Origin of the sequence: Ornithinimicrobium jinqii, assembly GCF_045032595.1 — a bacterium.
Lineage (GTDB): Bacteria > Actinomycetota > Actinomycetes > Actinomycetales > Dermatophilaceae > Ornithinicoccus.
The window spans coordinates 49,636-65,901 of sequence record NZ_JBJFZS010000020.1 but is presented as its reverse complement, the minus strand read 5'-3'; the positions used below and the strand labels follow the sequence as shown (position 1 = coordinate 65,901).

Below are 16,266 nucleotides of genomic sequence, written 5' to 3'. Positions count from 1 at the left end.
TGATGTGCCGCGCCCGAGGTTCTCGGGTGGAGCCGGCGCGTCTGCCGCCTCACTACAAACGGTAGTAGCGAGGGGGCGCGGCGGTCCGCAGTTGCCGTGAGTTGCCAAGCGAGGAGACGACGATGACACCAGCAGGTCTGGTCCTGCCCCTGGGAGACCGGCGACCGGAGGTGGACCCTAAGGCCTGGTTGGCGCCCCGCAGCGTGGTGAGCGGCAGCGTCCGGATCGGCGCCGGCAGCAGCGTCTGGTACGGCGTGTCCGTCCGCGGGGATGCCGAGCAGATCACGATCGGGGAGCGGGTGAACCTGCAGGACAACGTGGTGGTCCACGCCGACGCCGGCTTCCCGGCGAGGGTCGCCGACGACGTGTCGGTCGGGCACGGGGCGGTGCTGCACGGGTGCTCGGTCGGGAGCGGCACCATCGTGGGCATGGGCGCGGTGGTGATGAACGGCGCGGTGATCGGCGAGTCTTGCCTGGTGGCGGCGGGTGCGGTGGTGCTGGAGGGTATGCGGGTGCCGTCGGGTTCGCTGGTGGCCGGGGTCCCCGCCAAGGTCCGGCGGATGCTGACGGACGAGGAGCGGGCCGGGCTCCGGGACGGCATCGGGCACTACCCGGGCCTGGCGGCGATGCACCGCAGCGCGCTGGAGGGCAGCTGATGACCGCGACCGCCTGCACGCACCTGGACCGTGCGCGCGACGTCATACCCTCCGCGCAGGGCTGCGAGGACTGCCTGCGGACGGGGGACCGCTGGGTCCACCTACGGCTCTGCATGACCTGCGGCCACGTCGGCTGCTGCGACAGCTCCCCGAACCGGCACGCGAGGGCCCACTGGCGCGAGCACGAGGACCACCCGCTGGTCCGCTCGTTCGAGCCGGGTGAGGACTGGTGGTGGTGCTACGCGGAGGAGCTGCTGTTCCACGTGCCCGGCGCCGACCCGGCGCCCTCCTCCAGCACACCCCCGCCGTGAGCGACCCGCTGGTCTTCGAGCACCGCAGCCTCGCCCAGCGGGTGCTGTTCGGCAGCGGCGCCGCCGCCGAGCACCTGCGGGGGGAGGTCGAGCGGCGGGGAGCGCGACGGACGATGGTGGTCGTCACACCCAGCGCCGCCGAGGTCGCACGCCGGCTGCTCGAGGGAGTCGACGTGGCGGTGCGGTTCGACGAGGTCGCACAGCACGTGCCGGCGTCGACCGCCGAGAGGGCGCGCGCGTTGGCGGAGGAGCACCGCGTCGACCTGGTCGTCAGCGTCGGGGGCGGCTCGGCCACCGGGCTGGCCAAGGCGGTCGCCCTCACCACGGGGCTGCCGGTGGTCGCCGTGCCGACGACGTACGCGGGCTCCGAGGCGACGGACGTGTGGGGAATCACCGAGGAGGGGCGCAAGACGACAGGTTCGGACGAGCGCGTGCTCCCGCAGACGATCGTCTACGACGCCGAGCTCACCGTGTCGATGCCCGTCGGGCTCAGCGTGGCCAGCGGGCTGAACGCGATGGCGCACTGCGTCGACTCCCTGTGGGGGCCGCGGGCCAGCCCGGTCTCGACGGGGCTGGCCACCGAGGGCGCCCGACTGCTGGCGGCCGGGATGCGCCTGGTGGTGCTGGACCCGGAGGACCTGCGCGGGAGGGAGCGGACGCTGGCCGGCGCCTACCTCGCCGCCGTCGCCTTCGCCGGCGCGGGGTCGGGGATGCACCACAAGATCTGCCACGTGCTGGGCGGCCGGTTCGACCTGCCGCACGCACAGACGCACGCCGTCGTGCTGCCGCACGTCCTGGCGTTCAACGCCGGAGCCGCTCCGGAGGCGGCGCTACGGCTCGCCGCGGCCCTGAGCGCGGACGACGCGGTGGCAGGGCTGACGGTAGCTCTACGACGACCTGCACGCGGAGTCGAACCCGCGACCGGTGGACCGCGAGAGCCTGGGGGAGCTGCTGCGGGGGGCGTGGGCGGGGGAGGTGCCGGGCGCGGGCGGACGGCCCCACTGACGCCGTCGCGGGTCGGCCGCCCGGTTCAGCCTGCCCGAGCCACCGCGGCACGGGCCACGGCCAGGTCCTCCCGCGAGATGCCGTGGCCGCCGGTGCGCAGGTGCTGCTCGACCTTGGCGCCCTTCTCACGCAGGACGGTCACCAGGTGCTGCACGCTGTCGATCGGGGCCATCGGGTCATCGCGCCCGTTGAGCGTGGTGACCCGCACGCCGTGCAGGTCCACGGCCTCGTCCCGGTCGGCGAAGGGGTACATGCCGGAGAGGGCGACCACCCGGGACAGCACGTCCGGGTGCAGCATCGCGGTGGCCAGGGCGATGTTGGCGCCGTTGGAGAACCCGACGGCCACGAGCGGGCGGTCGCCGAGCCCGTAGTGCTCGCGGGCCGCGGTGACGAAGCCGGCCAGCTCGCCGGCGCGGGTGAGGACGTCGACGACGTCGAAGATCCCCTCACCCGCCCGACGGAACCAGCGCGCCATACCCCGCTCCCGGACCCGGCCGCGCGGGGACAGCACCCCGGCGCGGTGGTCGAGCTCGGCGGCGAGGGAGGAGATCTCCTGCTCGTCGCTGCCGGTCCCGTGCAGGGTCAGGAGCACGGGGGCGTCGGGCTCGCCGGGGGCGAACAGGTGCGGCCAGCCCTGGACGGTGTCCGCGGCGCTCACCGGTCCGCCAGCGTCGGGTTGTTCTCCTGGGGCAGCGTGATCGTGGCGACCGAGTGCTCGATGGCCTCACGGCTGGGCTCCAGCCATGGCGGCAGCCTGAGGGAGCGGCCGAGCTCGAGCAGGGGCTCGTCGATGTCGAAGCCAGGGGTGTCGGTGGCGATCTCGAAGAGCACGCCGCCAGGCTCGCGGAAGTAGATGGAGGTGAAGTACTGCCGGTCCAGGATCGCGGTCACCTGGTGGCCACGCTCGACGAGCTCCTGGCGCCACTGCTCCTGGGTCGTCTGGTCGGGCACGCGGAAGGCGACGTGGTGGACCGTGCCGCCGGCGGTCAGGCCGTCCTGGGCGCGGGGGTCGGCGACGACGTCGATGATGCGGCCGGGGCCACCCTCACCGGCGGCCACGCGGGTGCGTCTGCCGTCCTCCTCGACCACGCCCATGCCGAGGTCCTCGGTGAGCACCCGCAGGGTTCCGGTGGGGTCGCCGACGGTGAGCACGGAGGAGTGCTGGCCGCGCACGGCGTGCTCAGCAGGGACGGAGGCAGAGTCCCATGGGTCGCGCGGGTCAATGGTCGACGAGGCGACCAGCTCCAGCACCAGACCGTCGGGGTCACGGACGACGATACGGTCCTCGCCGTGGCTGGAGGTGACGGTCGGCTCGACGCCCAGCGCGGAGAAGTGGTCCTTCCACCAGCCCAGGCTGTCCTGGGGCACCGAGAAGGCGGTGGACGTGGACTGCCCGGCACCGACGCGGCCGGTCGGCACCCCGCGCCACGGGAAGAAGGTCATCAGGGAGCCCGGGCGGCCCGACTCGTCGCCGTAGTAGAGGTGGTAGGTCGACGGGTCGTCGAAGTTGACGGTCCGCTTGACCAACCGCAGACCCAGGCCCTCGATGTAGAAGTCGATGTTGCGCTGCGGGTCCCCGGCGATCGCCGTGACGTGGTGCAGGCCGCTCGTCCGTGCAGTCATGCTGTCCCTCCTCGGGGATCGGTCCGACGGGTCCCGTCGGGTGCCGTCGGTGTCAGGGGGGTCAACGGGGGTGGTGCTGGTATTATTTCCACGGAAACTGTTTCTGTGTCAATGGTCGCCTGCCGGGTGGCCGCGGGCCGACGAGGAGGCGCTCATGACGGCATCCGCCGCCCGTAGCATCAGCACCGACCCGGTGTCCCTGTGGGGTCACGTCATCGAGGGCTTCCAGGGCACCAACCGGCACCTGCACCGGACGATCGCGCAGGAGTTCTCGCTGACCGCCGCGGAGTCAGAGGCCGTGCTGCGGCTCGGTCGCAGCCCGGCGCACCGGCTGCCGATGACGGAGCTCGCCGGCCAGGTCGCCTTCTCCACCGGCGGTGTCAGCAAGGTCGCGGACCGGCTGGCCCGGCGGTCGCTGGCGCGGCGGGTGGCCAACGAGGAGGACCGCAGGGTGATCTTCCTCCAGCTCACCCCTGAGGGCGTCGAGGTCGCGGGGCGCCTGCGGGCCCGGGTGCACGAGGTCGTGCAGGCGACCTTCGTGGATGTGCTGGGGGCCGAGCGTGCTCTCGCCGTGGCCGAGGCGATGGCTGTCCTGGCAGAGGCGCGGCGGGGCTGAGGGGCAGGAGCGATCGCGACGTTGGGCGCCCGGAGGGATCCGGGTGTGTCAGTGGCCTCTCGTACATTTGTCCTATGCAGCAGACGTGGGGTGGTGAGGTACTCCGGACGAGCTTCGACACGCTCGCCGGGCAGGGGCTGCCCGCTGCGCAGCCCGTGAGGGAGCGCCTCCCCGAGGCGCTGCGGGCGGCTGGGCGCGAGGCCATCTTCGCCGAGCTCGCCGCCCAGGAGACGGTCCTGCTCCAGCACGCGGAGGTGACGTCGGGACTGCGCCGGGTCGCTCTCGCGAGCGAGGCGCTGGTGCGGGCCCGGCTGCGGCTGGCCTGCGAGGTGGTGGATCGTGGACTGCACACCGACGAGGGCTTCAGCCTCGTCGACTGGATGACCCTGAGGTGCCCCGACCTCGAGGAGCGAGCGCTGCGCGACCTGGCGCGCGTGGCCCAGGCCAGCCGCGAGCACGTCCACGCGCCGATCCTCCAGGGTGTGCTCTCAGGAGGTATGCCGCTGGCCCGGGGTGCGCGGCTGCTCCGCGCCCTGGCGCGGATCCGGGGGAGCCTGACGGCCGACGAGTACGCGCTGGCGGTCCAGCTGCTGGCGGACGCGGGGTGCAACCCGTTGTTCGAGGACGCGGACATCGCCCGGATCATCGCCGAGCTGCTGCGCCGGTGCCTGAAGGAGAAGGACCACGAGACGCGCAGGAAGGCCCAGCACGCGCTGCGGGACGTGCACGAGTCCAGCCTCGCCGACGGGTCCGTGAGGCGGATCATCATGACCTTCGGCGACGACGCCGACTACGAGGCAGTGCGGGCGATCCTGCAGTCACCCTTGGCGGCGCCGGCGTCCAAGGAGGAGCGGGAGGTCACCGGCGAGGAGGACCGGCGCACCCCGGGCAACCGCCGGTACGACGCGTTCATGACCGTCATCCGCCGTGGCGTGGCGGGGATGAAGGGTCAGCCGACGACGTCGAAGGCCACCCTGCTGGTCACCGTCGACTTCGAGACCCTGCGGCGGCAGCTGCTCGGGACCGACGGCGAGACGCCGGGCTGCGGCGCGACGCTCGACGGTGCCCTGATCAGCCCCGAGACGATCCGCAGGCTGGCGTGCGAGGCCGACATCGTCCCGATGGTGCTCGGCGGCGCAGGCGAGATCCTCGACCAGGGCAGGAGCAGGCGGCTCGTCACGCCGGGTCAGCGGGTCCGCCTCGCGGTCCGTGACGGGGGTTGCACGATCCCGGGGTGCACCGTGCCCGCGACCTGGTGCGACGCCCACCACGTCGTGCCCTGGTCCCACGGCGGACGGTCCGACCTGTCCAACTACGCGCTGCTCTGCCCCCGCCACCACACCTGGGTGCACGAGAAGGGACGCACGGCGACGGTGAGCGCCTCCGGCGTGACGTGGCACCTGTTATGACCCTGCCCCGCACCCGGCCCACGAAGGCCGGGTCACACAGGCATGTCCGGGGTCTGCCGGGGTGCGTGCCCGGCGCTGGATGCCCCGGCGCCCGCCTCACCGCAGTGCTACCGCCCCACCCGGCTCGCGCGGCCCGGCCCGCCTCACCGAGGCGCGCGGAAGACGGCAGCCAGTGCCCGCGAGGCGAGCACGAAGGCGAAGAGGAACAGCGTCCCGCCGAGCACGGGGTTGAGGTCGATCGACGGGGTGAGCGCGGGACCGGGGTCGGCGACCAGGAGCAGCACCCCGCAGACCGCGAGCACCGAGGCCAGCGCCGTGGTGACGAGGTGGTGCACCAGCCCGGTGATGAACGCCCGGTCCGAGGGGTCGGCGAGCCAGCGCACGCGCACCTGGGCCTCCCCGCTCTGCACGGCCGCGGCGATCCCGTCCACGCGGCGGGGCAGGCGCTGCAGGATCGGCAGGACGTGGACGAGCTGCTCCTCCAGGGCGGCACGCATCTGCTGCGGGCCCAGCCGCTGCCCGAGGTAGTCCTGGCCCGACGACCGGGCGGCGGTGACCAGGTCCAGCTCGGGGTCCAGCGCCTGCAGCGTCCCCTCCAGCGCGCCGAGCGCCCGGAACGCAGCCGCGACCTGCGGCGGCACCGTGAACCCGTGCCGGACCACGAGCACGAACAGGTCGCCGAAGACGCTCGTGGTCGCGCCGCCGCTCCCGTGCTGCACCCGCGAGATCACCGCCCCCACCTCGCGCTCCAGCGCGCGGTCGTCCAGGCCGGCCGGTGCGTCGATCACGTCGCACAGGGCGTCGACCGCGCCCAGCGAGTCGCCCCGGTCCACCGCGAACAGCAGCCGTCCGACGGCGTCGCGCGCCGTCCGGTCCAGGCGCCCCACCGCTCCGTAGTCCAGCAGCGCCAGCCGCGCACCGGCACCGCCGACCCCCGCCGCGGGTCCTGCTCCGCCGCCCGTGGTGCCCGGCCCGAGCCGCTCGACCAGGACGTTGCCGGCGTGCAGGTCGGCGTGGAAGACCCCGGTCTGCAGCACCTGCGTCAGCACGCTGGCCAGCAGGGCCCGCGCGAGCCGTTCGCGGGTCGGCGCGTCGAGCCCCTGCGCGGCGTCTGCGCGGGAGAGGGGCGTGCCGTCGACGAGCTCCATGACGAGGACCCGCGAGGTGGTGAGGGCGGGGTATGTCGTGGGGACGCGGACGAGGACCTGATCGTCGTCCGACGCGTCCTTGCCGGTGGCCGCCGCAACCGCCACCGCGTTCGCCGCCTCCACCAGGTAGTCCAGCTCCTCCCTGAGGCTGGTCGCGAACCCCTCCGCCAGGGACCGGACGCCCAGGGCCCGGCCCCATGCCGTCGTGCGCTCCAGCCAGCGCGCCATCCTGGTGACGATGTCCAGGTCCGCGCGCACCTGCGCCTCGGCACCGGCGCGCTGGACCTTCACCACGACCGGTGACCCGTCGGCCAGGACGGCCCGGTGCACCTGGCCGACGGACGCCGCAGCGAGCGGTTTCTCCTCGAACTCGGCAAACGCCTCCCGCCACTCGTCGCCCAGCTCCGCGCGGAGCGTCGCCTCGATCTCGGCCCAGTCCTCGGGCGGGGTGTCCGCCTGCAGCTGCCCGAGCTCGGCCGCGAGGTCGGGGCCGATCACGTCGGGGCGGGTGGCAAGCATCTGCCCGAGCTTGACGAAGGTGACGCCGCCGTCGCTGAAAGCCAGCCGGAGCCGACGCCCCAGCCGGGCGTGGTCGTGGTCCTCGGGCAGCCTCGACCCCGCCCGCAGGAACCCGCCCAGCCCGTGCCGGACCGCGATGCCGACGATCTGGCCGTACCGTCTGCTGCGCCGGCGGCGGGCCGGCAGGTCGCGCAGGAACGCGACCGGCGAGGGCAGCGTCCCGGTCGGGAACAGCGCCTCGAGCAGCACCAGGGCACCGACGCCCAGGGCGACGCCCCAGGCGACGAGCAGCAGCAGGACGAGTCCGGCCACCGTGGTGTCGACGGACGGCCCGAGCTGCCCGCTGTCCGTGACCAGGCCCAGCCGCTCGCTGGCCAGCTCGAGGAAGCCGCTCATGCCCCCGGTCACCACGATCGCGACGACCAGGGTGCGGATCCAACCGACCGGCACACCCAGCAGGCGCCGGGTCACCGAGAACAGCAGCGCGGTGTTGATCACGAAGCCGACGGCCGTGATGACGGGCGTCACGGTTCCTCCCTCCTCCTGCACGGACTCCTCGATCGTAGGACCCGGGCAGCCCGCCGTCTCGGGTCGTGTCCCCCCGCTGTCCGCGGCGACCAGTCCCCGTGGTCATGTGCCGTCGGGGACGGCAACCGACTTTCCGGCAGCCGAGAGTAGGGTCGTCCCCGAGATCGTGGACCGTTCTGGTCCCACACCCACCTGCCGACGAGGAGTTCCATGAGCCACCCGCATCCCGAACTGGGCGCTCCGCCCGCCCTGCCCCGCAACGGCCTGAGGGTCATCCCCCTCGGAGGCCTGGGCGAGGTGGGCCGGAACATGACGGTCCTGGAGCACAAGGGCAAGCTGCTGGTCATCGACTGCGGCGTGCTCTTCCCCGAGGAGCACCAGCCGGGCGTGGACGTCATCCTGCCCGACTTCACCATGCTGCGCGACCGCCTGCAGGACATCGTGGGCATCGTGCTCACGCACGGGCACGAGGACCACATCGGCGCGGTGCCCTACCTGCTCAAGGAGCGCAACGACATACCTGTCGTGGGTTCCCGGCTCACCCTGGCGTTCATCACCGCCAAGCTCAAGGAGCACCGGATCCGTCCCAAGACGATCCAGGTCGCCGAGGGCGACCGGCGCACGATGGGCCCGTTCGACTGCGAGTTCATCGCGGTCAACCACTCCATCCCGGACGGGCTGGCGGTGGCGGTGCGCACCGGCGCCGGGCTGCTGCTGCACACCGGCGACTTCAAGATGGACCAGTTCCCGCTGGACGACCGCCTGACCGACCTGCGGGCGTTCGGCCGGCTGGGGGAGGAGGGCGTGGACCTCTTCCTCGTCGACTCCACCAACGCCGAGGTGCCCGGGTTCACCACCGCCGAGAAGGACCTCGCCCCGGCCATCGAGAAGGTGTTCCGCACCGCCCCGGGCCGGATCGTCGTCTCCAGCTTCGCCAGCCACGTGCACCGCATCCAGCAGGTCATGGACGCCGCGCACGAGCACAAGCGCAAGGTCGCGTTCGTGGGCCGCTCGATGGTCCGCAACATGGGCATCGCCCAGGAGCTGGGCTACCTCAAGGTGCCCCGCGGCCTGGTCGTGGACGCCAAGGCGCTGGAGGGCATGGCGCCCAACAAGGTGGTGCTGGTGTGCACCGGCTCCCAGGGCGAGCCGATGGCGGCGCTGTCGCGGATGGCGAACCGGGACCACCAGATCCGCATCGGGGAGGGCGACACGGTGCTGCTGGCCAGCTCGCTGATCCCCGGCAACGAGAACGCGGTCTCGCGGGTCATCAACGGTCTGACCCGCTGGGGCGCCAAGATCGTGCACCAGGGCAACGCCAAGGTGCACGTCTCAGGGCACGCGAGCGCGGGCGAGCTGATCTACTGCTACAACCTGATCAAGCCGCGCAACGTCATGCCCGTGCACGGCGAGTGGCGCCACCTGCGCGCCAACGCCGACCTGGCCATCTCCACCGGCATCCACCCCGACCGGGTCGCCCTGGTCGACGACGGCGTGGTGGTCGACCTGGTCGACGGACGCGTCAAGGTGACCGGCAAGGTGCGGGCGGGGTACGTGTACGTGTCCGCCGGCACCGTCGGCGACGTCACCGAGGAGTCGCTGCGCGACCGCGTCACGCTCAGCCAGCAGGGCACGGTCACCGTCGTCGCGATCGTGGACGCCGCGACCGGTCAGCTGGCCGAGCCGCCGGACTTCCTGGCCCGCGGGCTGGGCACCGACGAGGCGATGTTCGATGCCGCGATCCCCGCGATCGAGAAGGCCCTGGCCGCCGCGGCGGCCGAGGGCATCGGCGACCACGGCGAGCTCGAGAAGCGCATCGGCCGGGCCGTCTCGCAGTGGGCGGACCGCAAGCACCGCCGCAACCCGCTCGTCATCCCGGTGGTCATCGAGGCCTGAGGTTCTGCAGCGTGTCGGTCGCGCCGGTGGATACAGTGCTCACGATCCTCATCGTCGAGGCTGGACCCACCGGCGTCGCGACCGACCGTCAGGAGAACTCATGACCGTGGTCTGCGGGTACGTGCCCACCCCCGAGGGCAGAGCGGGCCTGGACGCCGCGATCGACACGGCGAAGCTTCGTGGCGAGGATCTCGTGGTCCTCAACACCAGGCACGGCGAGGCCCCCGTCGATCCGCGCTACGCGACCGACGACGACATCGCCGAGGTCCGGCAGATCCTCGAGGGGTCGGGCGTCCCGTTCGCCCTGGAGCAGGAGGCCACCGGCCAGGGGCCCGCTGCCGACCTGCTCAGCCTGGCCACGGAGCGGGGCGCCAGCATCATCGTCATCGGGCTCCGGCGCCGGACGCCGACCGGCAAGCTGCTCTTCGGCAGCACGGCGCAGCAGATCCTCCTCGAGGCGGAGGTGCCGGTCCTCGCGGTCAAGGCCTGACGGAGGGGTCGGGCGGGTCCTCCCGGCGGACCGCTCCTGACCATCCCGGCCCGCACGGCTAGTGTCGGAACGGAGGTGAGTCCATGCTGATCCGCTTGGTGCCGCTGCTGCTGTTCCTGCTGGTGGCCGTCTCCGTCTACCTGCTCGTCCGACAGGGGCGGCCGGGGACATTGCGACCCCGCCCGGCGTTGCGCGGACCGGGCGTCCCCGCGGACCCGACGGCACGGCATACCGGGGCCGTCGCCGCGGCGCGCGAGCTGGTGCAGCACGCCGAGGCTGCCCACGGCCGGGCAGTGGCGGCGGCCCAGGAGCGCCTGACCGAAGCCGGCCTGGACCTGCCGGTGATGACCCTGGGTGGCCTGCGGCTGGGGCGGCTGTCGTTGGTCGCGGCGGAGCGGGAGCGGTGGCTGACACCGGCGACGCGCTTCGCCGTCGACGTGCAGGGACAGGTGCGCTGGGATCCGGTGGAGGACGAGGACGGACGGCTGCGGATCGAGGCGGACGACCGGCGCGAGGTGCGGCTGGCCGTCGAGGACCCGGGGTGGGCGGAGCACGTCACGCTGCCCGGTGACCACGTCGACGAGGCCAGTCGGTTCGTTGCAGCGGGGAAGGCGGTCGTGCGGTCGCTCGGGGAGGCACGCGCGGCGCGACAGCGCAGGATCGCCGCCGCACTGGCGGACCTGGCGGCGGCCAGGGCCGACACTGCAGAGCTGGACAGGGCGAGGATGACGCTTGAGGACCTGGAGGGTGCCGGTCCGTTGCGGGGCGACCTGCCCCCGGCACCCGACGATCCGGACGAGACGCGGGGAGGAACGACCCCATGACCGAGCAGCTGGTCGAGATCGAGGGACTGCGCAAGCGGTTCGGGAAGGTCCAGGCCCTGGACGGGCTGGACCTCGCGGTGGGGCGGGGTGAGGTGCACGGCTTCCTCGGGCCCAACGGCTCGGGCAAGTCCACGACGATCAGGATCCTGCTCGGCCTGATGCGGGCGGACGGGGGGACCGTCAAGCTCTTCGGCGGCGACCCGTGGTCGGACGCGGTGGACCTGCACCGGAACCTGGCCTACGTGCCCGGTGACGTGACGCTCTGGCCGGGCCTGACGGGCGGCCAGTGCATCGACATCCTGGCGCGGGCGCACGGCCGTGTCGACGAGCGGCGCCGGGCCGAGCTGGTCGACCGCTTCGACCTGGACCCGACCAGGCGCTCCCGCGACTACTCCAAGGGCAACCGGCAGAAGGTCTCCCTCGTGGCGGCGCTCGCCACGGACGTGGAGCTGCTCGTCCTCGACGAGCCGACGGCCGGACTGGACCCCCTCATGGAAGAGGTCTTCCAGCAGGTCGTGCACGAGCGGCGGGCCGAGGGCACGACGCTCCTGCTCTCCAGCCACCTGCTGGGCGAGGTGGAGGCACTGGCCGACCGGGTGTCGATCATCCGGGCGGGCCGCACGGTGACGACCGGCACCCTCACCGACCTGCGACGGCACACCCACAGCACCGTGCGGGCCGTGACGCTCCGGGCGCCCGTGCTCGACCGGCTGCAGGGTCTCGAGGACGTGCAGACCACGACCGACGGGGACGGTCGGACCGATCTGCACGCCAGCGCCCAGCCGGACGCCGTCGGCGCGCTCGTCGGGGCGCTGCACGAGGCGGGCATCCACACCCTGACCGTGACCCCGCCGAGCCTGGACGCGCTGTTCCTTCGGGCCTACGCCGGTCCGGACGGGCCGCAGGAGGCGTGATGGGCACCCAGGGTGTCGGCACGATGACGCTGATCGCGCTGCGCACCGGCTGGAAGGCCCTGGTCGTGTGGGTGCTCGCCATGGTGGGGGTGATGGCGCTCACCGGCTCCTCGCTCGGCGCCCTCTACGACACGCCCGAGAAGATCCGCGGGTATGCCGAGTCGCTCGGCGGCGACGCGATGGCCGTGCTCAACGGCCGGGTGGCGGGTCTGGACACGTTCGGGGGACTGCTCGCGAACGAGTTCGGCTTCGTCCTCTCGTTCGGGATGCCGCTCATGGCGATCGCCCTGACGTCCCGGTCTACGCGCCGGGACGAGGAGGCCGGCCGGCTGGAGCTGCTCCTGGCCGCGCGGATCGGCCGGCGCGCTCCGCTGCTGGCGGCGGTCCTCGTCGCCTCGGGCGCGGTGCTGCTGACCGGGCTCGCCTGCGGGGCGACGATGGCGGCCTTCGGCGCCGAGGCCCGCGGGTCCTTCCTCTACGGTCTCGGCATCGCTGCGCTGGGGTTCGTGTTCGTCGGGATCACCGCCGTTGCCGCGCAGGTGGTCGAGCACAACCGCGCGGTCTGGGGGATCGGGCTGGCGCTGACGGTGGGTCTCTACCTGCTGCGCGGGCTGGGCGCCCTGGAGCGGAACGCGCTGCTGTGGCTGTCCCCGCACGGGTGGGTCGACGAGGTGCGTGCCTTCGGCGAGCCGCAGGTCTGGCCGCTGGGGCTGGCTCTCGTGGTCGGTCTGACGCTGGTCGGTGTGGCGTTCTGGCTGCTCGACCGGCGTGACGTCGGCAGCGCGCTCGTCCAGCCGCGTCGGTCCGTGCCTCGAGCCTCGGCCGCGCTGCGCACCCCGCTCGGCCTGGCCTGGCGCCAGCACCGCGGGGCCGTCGTCGGCTGGGCCGTCATCGGGACGGCGTTGATGGCGGTCTACGGGGCGCTGGCGCAGGAGATCATCGACGTGATCACCGAGAACCCCGCGCTCGGCGGGTTCCTGGGCGCCGGCGCCGAGGGGATGGCCGAGGGCCTGCTGCGCACGGTGATGTCGACCTTCGTCATGATGCTCTCGATCCTGGTGGCGGCCTTCGTCGTGGCCGGGATCGGGTCCCTGCGCAGGGAGGAGGAGACCGGCCGGCTCGAGGTCGGGCTCTCGGCGCAGCGGTCGCGGCACTCCTGGCTCGCCGTGCACCTGATCGTGGTGATGGGCGGTGCCCTGGTCGTCGGCCTGGCCGGGGCGCTGGCGCTCGGCGGCAGCACGGCGGCGGCGCTGGGGGAGGAGGTGTGGGTGGGCGACGTGCTGGCCGGGGCGGTGGTCCAGGTGCCGGCGGTCCTGTTCTTCGCCGGTCTGGCCGTCGCCCTCTTCGGGTGGCGCCCGAGGGGCCACGGGCTGGCCTGGGCAGTCCTCGCGGTCGGGGCCCTGCTGGGCTACCTGGGACCGGGGTTCGACCTGCCGGACCGCCTGCTCGACGCCTCGCCCTTCATCGCGGTCGGCCAGGACGTGCTCACGCAGGGCGCGTCGACGACCGGCGTCGTGGTGCTGGCCGCCCTCTCCGCCACGCTCACGGCCGCGGGTTTCGTCGGTTTCCGGCGTCGAGACGTGCCGGTGGGGTAAGGACGCATGACGTGGACCGGCCGGTCGTCGGAGGGGGTCACCGCGTGACAGCAGACCGGAGTCGGTGCGTCCCCGCGAGGACCATCGCCGCCCCGCAGGCAAGGTTCACGGGCACGGTCGCCCTCACGAGGCGGGTGGCCGGTCGGCGCCCCCACGTGACCGGCTCGATCAGGGTCCCGACCAGCAGCATCGCCCCGATCGTGGCCACCGTCCGGGCCGGCCCTCGAGCTCCCTGGGCGGCGCGCCATGCCGCCCACGTGGCGACCACCGGCATCGGCCACGGTGCCGCGACGCCCGCGCCCCACCCGAGGGCCAGGTGGGTGGTCACGCTCCCGGGGACGTGCAGACCCAGCGGTTCGCCCGGGACCTCGGGGTCGCGTGTGGCGAGGACGCTCGCGAAGACGGTGTTCGCGGCGAAGAGCACTGCCGCGCCCAGAAGGAGTCGATCCGTCATGCCGGCCCTCCGTCGCGGGCTCTGACGCTGCTCAGATCGTGCACGGACCCCATGCTGCTCCGCCGGTCGTCGTCAGGCAACAGCAACGACGTCAGCACCGGAGAGGACCACATTTTCCGAGGTTGGCCCCGCAGTGGGGCGGTGCCGCAGTAGCGTAGCCACCCGACAGCAAGGGGTGTGCGGATGAGCGACGAACCCGCTGGGCGCGGGGTCCGGGACGGCGGTCCCTTCTTCCACGGCACCAAGGCCCACCTGGCTGTGGGCGACCTGCTCGGGCGGGGGTACACCTCGAACTTCGGCGGGCGCAAGGAGGCGAAGTACGTCTACCTGACCGCCACCCTGGACGCAGCCACCTGGGGCGCGGAGCTGGCGGTCGGGGAGGGACGGGGCAGGATCTACGTGGTCGAGCCGACGGGCCCGATCGAGGACGACCCGAACCTGACGGACAAGCGGTTCCCCGGCAACCCGACGAGGTCGTACCGGACCACGGAACCGCTGCGCGTGGTCGGCGAGGTCGAGGACTGGGAGGGGCACCCGACCGAGCAGCTGCAGACGATGCGCGACCACCTGGAGGAGCTCACGCGCCAGGGCGTCGAGGCCATCGAGGACTGAGTGGCCTGGTGGATCAGGCACGCGTCCGGCAACCACGTGCACGGGTGCGTCGCCACCTCCGTAGGCTGCACGTGAGGAGGTGAGGCATGGTCGACGTCGCAGTCGTCGGGCTCGGCCCGGCAGGGCGCTCGCTGGCGTCGAGGTGCGCGGCGCGCGGGCTGTCCGTGCTCGCTGTCGACCCCCGCCCCTCGGCCGTGTGGACGCCGACCTACGGCATCTGGGCCGACGAGCTCGGCGACCTGCCGGAGACGGTCGTCCGCGCGCGGATCACCAACCCCGAGATCCGTGTCCACGGCCACCACCCGCTGAACCGCGAGTACGTCGTCCTCGACAACGCCGCCGCCCAGGCAGCCCTGCCTCTCGACGGCGTCGAGGTCCGGCAGGGGCGACTCACCGACGACCAGGTCAACGCGCTGCGCGACGAGGCGGACGTCGTCGTCGACGCCCGCGGCGCCCGGCCCGACGGGCCCGAGCCGGACGACCCCGCGCCAGCGCAGACGGCATACGGCATCGTCGTGCCGGCCGCCGAGGCGGCGCCCGCGCTGCAGGGCGCCGAGGCGCTGCTCATGGACTGGCGCACCGACTGGACGACCGACCCGCTCCCGAGCGGCATACCGACCTTCCTCTATGCCATCCCGCTGGGGTCCGACGAGGTCCTCCTCGAGGAGACCTGCCTCGCGGCCGCCCCCGGGATGGCGATCCCCGAGCTCAGGGCCCGGCTCCGGCAGCGGCTCCTGGCCCGGGGCGTGGCGCAGGCCGTGGTCGACGAACCGCTCGACCGGGAGATCGTCCGCATCCCCATGCGAGGCCGCGACCACCCGCCGCACGAGGGAGTGCTGGCGGTCGGCACGGCGGGGCGCGGGGGGCACCTGGTGACGGGATACTCCGTGGCGCACTCGCTCGCTCGGGCCGACCGCCTCGCCCGGGCGATCGCCGAGGGCAGCACGCCCGAGGAGGTGGACGTCGCCGTGACGGCGGACCTCTTCCGCGAGGCGGGGCTGCGCGCGCTCCTGCGGCTCGACACGGCGGGCACGCTGGCCCTCTTCGAGGCGTTCGGGCGGCTGCCGCGCGACCGGCAGCGCGACGTCCTGTCGCGGGACTCGGGCGCGGCGGGGCTGGGTCGGGCGATGTGGCAGATGTTCGCGGGTATGCCGCACGGCGCCCGGGCCGAGCTCGTCCGGGCCACCGTGGGGTCACCGCGGGTGCGGCTCCCGGGGCGGGGCTGAACGCGCCGGGCTTCCTGGTGCCCGTCAGTCGGCTCGGCGGCGACGGAACCAGTCGCCGCCGTACAGCGCCCACAGCACCAGCAGCGGCTGGAAGAAGAGGCGGACGAGCCGCTTGCGGTCGGTGTCGAGGCCGAAGGCGTCGGTGCCCTCGACGTACTGCGCGACGTTGCCGGGGAAGATCACGACGAAGAAGGCCGCCAGCAGCCCGCCCACGAGCCGCCGGCGCCCCGGCAGGGCGATGAACGCCGCGCCGAGCGCGATCTCGGCCACGCCCGACCCGAGGACGGTCAGGTCCTCGTCGAGGGGGAACCAGGCCGGGACCTGCGCCTGGAACTCCTCGCGCTGGAAGGTCAGATGGGTCAGCCCGGCACCCACCATCGCGGCACCGAGCGAGATGCGGGCGAGGGCGCGCGCGAGGGAGCTCATGCCCCCGAGTCTAG

At 73.4% G+C, this 16,266-nt stretch carries 17 protein-coding genes and 2 pseudogenes; 13 read left to right on the top strand and 6 right to left on the bottom strand.

Going from position 1 to position 16,266, the window contains the following annotated elements; translation table 11 throughout:
- The first annotated feature begins 122 nt into the window (after nt 1-122).
- From ACI3ET_RS09605 to ACI3ET_RS16415, 3 genes and pseudogenes are all read left to right on the top strand, one after another.
- Nucleotides 123-656: a gamma carbonic anhydrase family protein gene (locus ACI3ET_RS09605; protein ID WP_405032807.1), complete on the top strand. Its 534-nt coding sequence runs from the start codon at nt 123-125 to the stop codon at nt 654-656.
- Nucleotides 656-967 (top strand): UBP-type zinc finger domain-containing protein, encoded by a 312-nt coding sequence (locus ACI3ET_RS09600; protein ID WP_405032806.1) that lies wholly within the window; start codon nt 656-658, stop codon nt 965-967. The genes ACI3ET_RS09605 and ACI3ET_RS09600 overlap by 1 nt, the downstream gene beginning before the upstream one ends.
- Nucleotides 886-1,380: pseudogene (locus ACI3ET_RS16415) on the top strand (iron-containing alcohol dehydrogenase); the annotation flags it as partial. The gene ACI3ET_RS09600 and the pseudogene ACI3ET_RS16415, both read left to right, overlap by 82 nt.
- A 38-nt stretch (nt 1,381-1,418) precedes the next feature.
- Here the strand turns inward: ACI3ET_RS16415 and ACI3ET_RS16410 are convergent.
- Nucleotides 1,419-1,547, bottom strand: coding sequence for a hypothetical protein (locus ACI3ET_RS16410; RefSeq protein ID WP_463671528.1), 129 nt, complete (start codon nt 1,545-1,547; stop codon nt 1,419-1,421).
- Between ACI3ET_RS16410 and ACI3ET_RS16405 the strand changes: the two are divergent.
- A pseudogene (locus ACI3ET_RS16405) lies at nt 1,504-1,767 on the top strand (maleylacetate reductase); the annotation flags it as partial. The gene ACI3ET_RS16410 and the pseudogene ACI3ET_RS16405 sit on opposite strands and share 44 nt — an antisense overlap.
- A 230-nt stretch (nt 1,768-1,997) precedes the next feature.
- Here the strand turns inward: ACI3ET_RS16405 and ACI3ET_RS09590 are convergent.
- Both ACI3ET_RS09590 and ACI3ET_RS09585 read right to left on the bottom strand, forming a co-directional pair.
- The gene (locus tag ACI3ET_RS09590; protein WP_405032805.1) at nt 1,998-2,630 is read right to left on the bottom strand and encodes an alpha/beta hydrolase; all 633 of its coding nucleotides are present in this window, start codon (nt 2,628-2,630) and stop codon (nt 1,998-2,000) included.
- Nucleotides 2,627-3,595 (bottom strand): ring-cleaving dioxygenase, encoded by a 969-nt coding sequence (locus tag ACI3ET_RS09585; protein WP_405032804.1) that lies wholly within the window; start codon nt 3,593-3,595, stop codon nt 2,627-2,629. Before ACI3ET_RS09585 ends, ACI3ET_RS09590 begins: the two co-directional genes overlap by 4 nt.
- A 154-nt stretch (nt 3,596-3,749) precedes the next feature.
- Between ACI3ET_RS09585 and ACI3ET_RS09580 the strand changes: the two genes are divergently transcribed.
- Both ACI3ET_RS09580 and ACI3ET_RS09575 read left to right on the top strand, forming a co-directional pair.
- A complete protein-coding gene (locus ACI3ET_RS09580; protein WP_405032803.1) occupies nt 3,750-4,211 on the top strand; it encodes a MarR family transcriptional regulator in 462 nt (153 codons plus the stop codon).
- A 74-nt stretch (nt 4,212-4,285) separates the two neighbouring features.
- A complete protein-coding gene (locus ACI3ET_RS09575; RefSeq protein WP_405032802.1) occupies nt 4,286-5,620 on the top strand; it encodes an HNH endonuclease signature motif containing protein in 1,335 nt (444 codons plus the stop codon).
- A gap of 143 nt (nt 5,621-5,763) precedes the next feature.
- Here the strand turns inward: ACI3ET_RS09575 and ACI3ET_RS09570 are convergent, their stop codons facing one another.
- Nucleotides 5,764-7,815 carry an ABC1 kinase family protein gene (locus ACI3ET_RS09570; RefSeq protein ID WP_405032801.1) on the bottom strand — a complete coding sequence of 684 codons (2,052 nt, stop codon included), beginning with the start codon at nt 7,813-7,815 and terminating at the stop codon, nt 5,764-5,766.
- A gap of 210 nt (nt 7,816-8,025) precedes the next feature.
- Here ACI3ET_RS09570 and ACI3ET_RS09565 point away from each other — a divergent pair, with 210 nt between their 5' ends.
- The 5 genes from ACI3ET_RS09565 (at nt 8,026) to ACI3ET_RS09545 (ending at nt 13,534) form a co-directional block, all read left to right on the top strand.
- Nucleotides 8,026-9,711, top strand: a complete 1,686-nt coding sequence (locus ACI3ET_RS09565) for a ribonuclease J (protein WP_405032800.1) — start codon at nt 8,026-8,028, stop codon at nt 9,709-9,711.
- Nucleotides 9,712-9,811: 100 nt separating this feature from the next.
- Nucleotides 9,812-10,201, top strand: coding sequence for a universal stress protein (locus tag ACI3ET_RS09560; RefSeq protein WP_405032799.1), 390 nt, complete (start codon nt 9,812-9,814; stop codon nt 10,199-10,201).
- Between the two features lie 83 nt (nt 10,202-10,284).
- Nucleotides 10,285-11,025 (top strand): hypothetical protein, encoded by a 741-nt coding sequence (locus tag ACI3ET_RS09555; protein ID WP_405032798.1) that lies wholly within the window; start codon nt 10,285-10,287, stop codon nt 11,023-11,025.
- Complete coding sequence (locus ACI3ET_RS09550) at nt 11,022-11,939, top strand: ABC transporter ATP-binding protein (RefSeq protein WP_405032797.1); 918 nt, start codon at nt 11,022-11,024, stop codon at nt 11,937-11,939. The genes ACI3ET_RS09555 and ACI3ET_RS09550 overlap by 4 nt, the downstream gene beginning before the upstream one ends.
- A complete protein-coding gene (locus tag ACI3ET_RS09545) occupies nt 11,939-13,534 on the top strand; it encodes an ABC transporter permease (RefSeq protein ID WP_405032796.1) in 1,596 nt (531 codons plus the stop codon). Before ACI3ET_RS09550 ends, ACI3ET_RS09545 begins: the two co-directional genes overlap by 1 nt.
- 37 nt (nt 13,535-13,571) lie before the next feature.
- Here ACI3ET_RS09545 and ACI3ET_RS09540 read toward each other — a convergent pair whose 3' ends face one another.
- The gene (locus tag ACI3ET_RS09540) at nt 13,572-13,988 is read right to left on the bottom strand and encodes a hypothetical protein (protein WP_405032795.1); all 417 of its coding nucleotides are present in this window, start codon (nt 13,986-13,988) and stop codon (nt 13,572-13,574) included.
- A gap of 183 nt (nt 13,989-14,171) precedes the next feature.
- Here ACI3ET_RS09540 and arr point away from each other — a divergent pair, with 183 nt between their 5' ends.
- Nucleotides 14,172-14,600, top strand: a complete 429-nt coding sequence (arr, locus tag ACI3ET_RS09535; protein WP_405032794.1) for an NAD(+)--rifampin ADP-ribosyltransferase — start codon at nt 14,172-14,174, stop codon at nt 14,598-14,600.
- Nucleotides 14,601-14,686: 86 nt separating this feature from the next.
- Nucleotides 14,687-15,826 (top strand): lycopene cyclase family protein, encoded by a 1,140-nt coding sequence (locus ACI3ET_RS09530; RefSeq protein WP_405032793.1) that lies wholly within the window; start codon nt 14,687-14,689, stop codon nt 15,824-15,826.
- Nucleotides 15,827-15,850: 24 nt separating this feature from the next.
- On the opposite strand, the gene ACI3ET_RS09525 is transcribed toward ACI3ET_RS09530, so the two are convergent.
- Nucleotides 15,851-16,252: a DoxX family protein gene (locus tag ACI3ET_RS09525; protein WP_405032792.1), complete on the bottom strand. Its 402-nt coding sequence runs from the start codon at nt 16,250-16,252 to the stop codon at nt 15,851-15,853.
- Nucleotides 16,253-16,266: the final 14 nt, after the last annotated feature.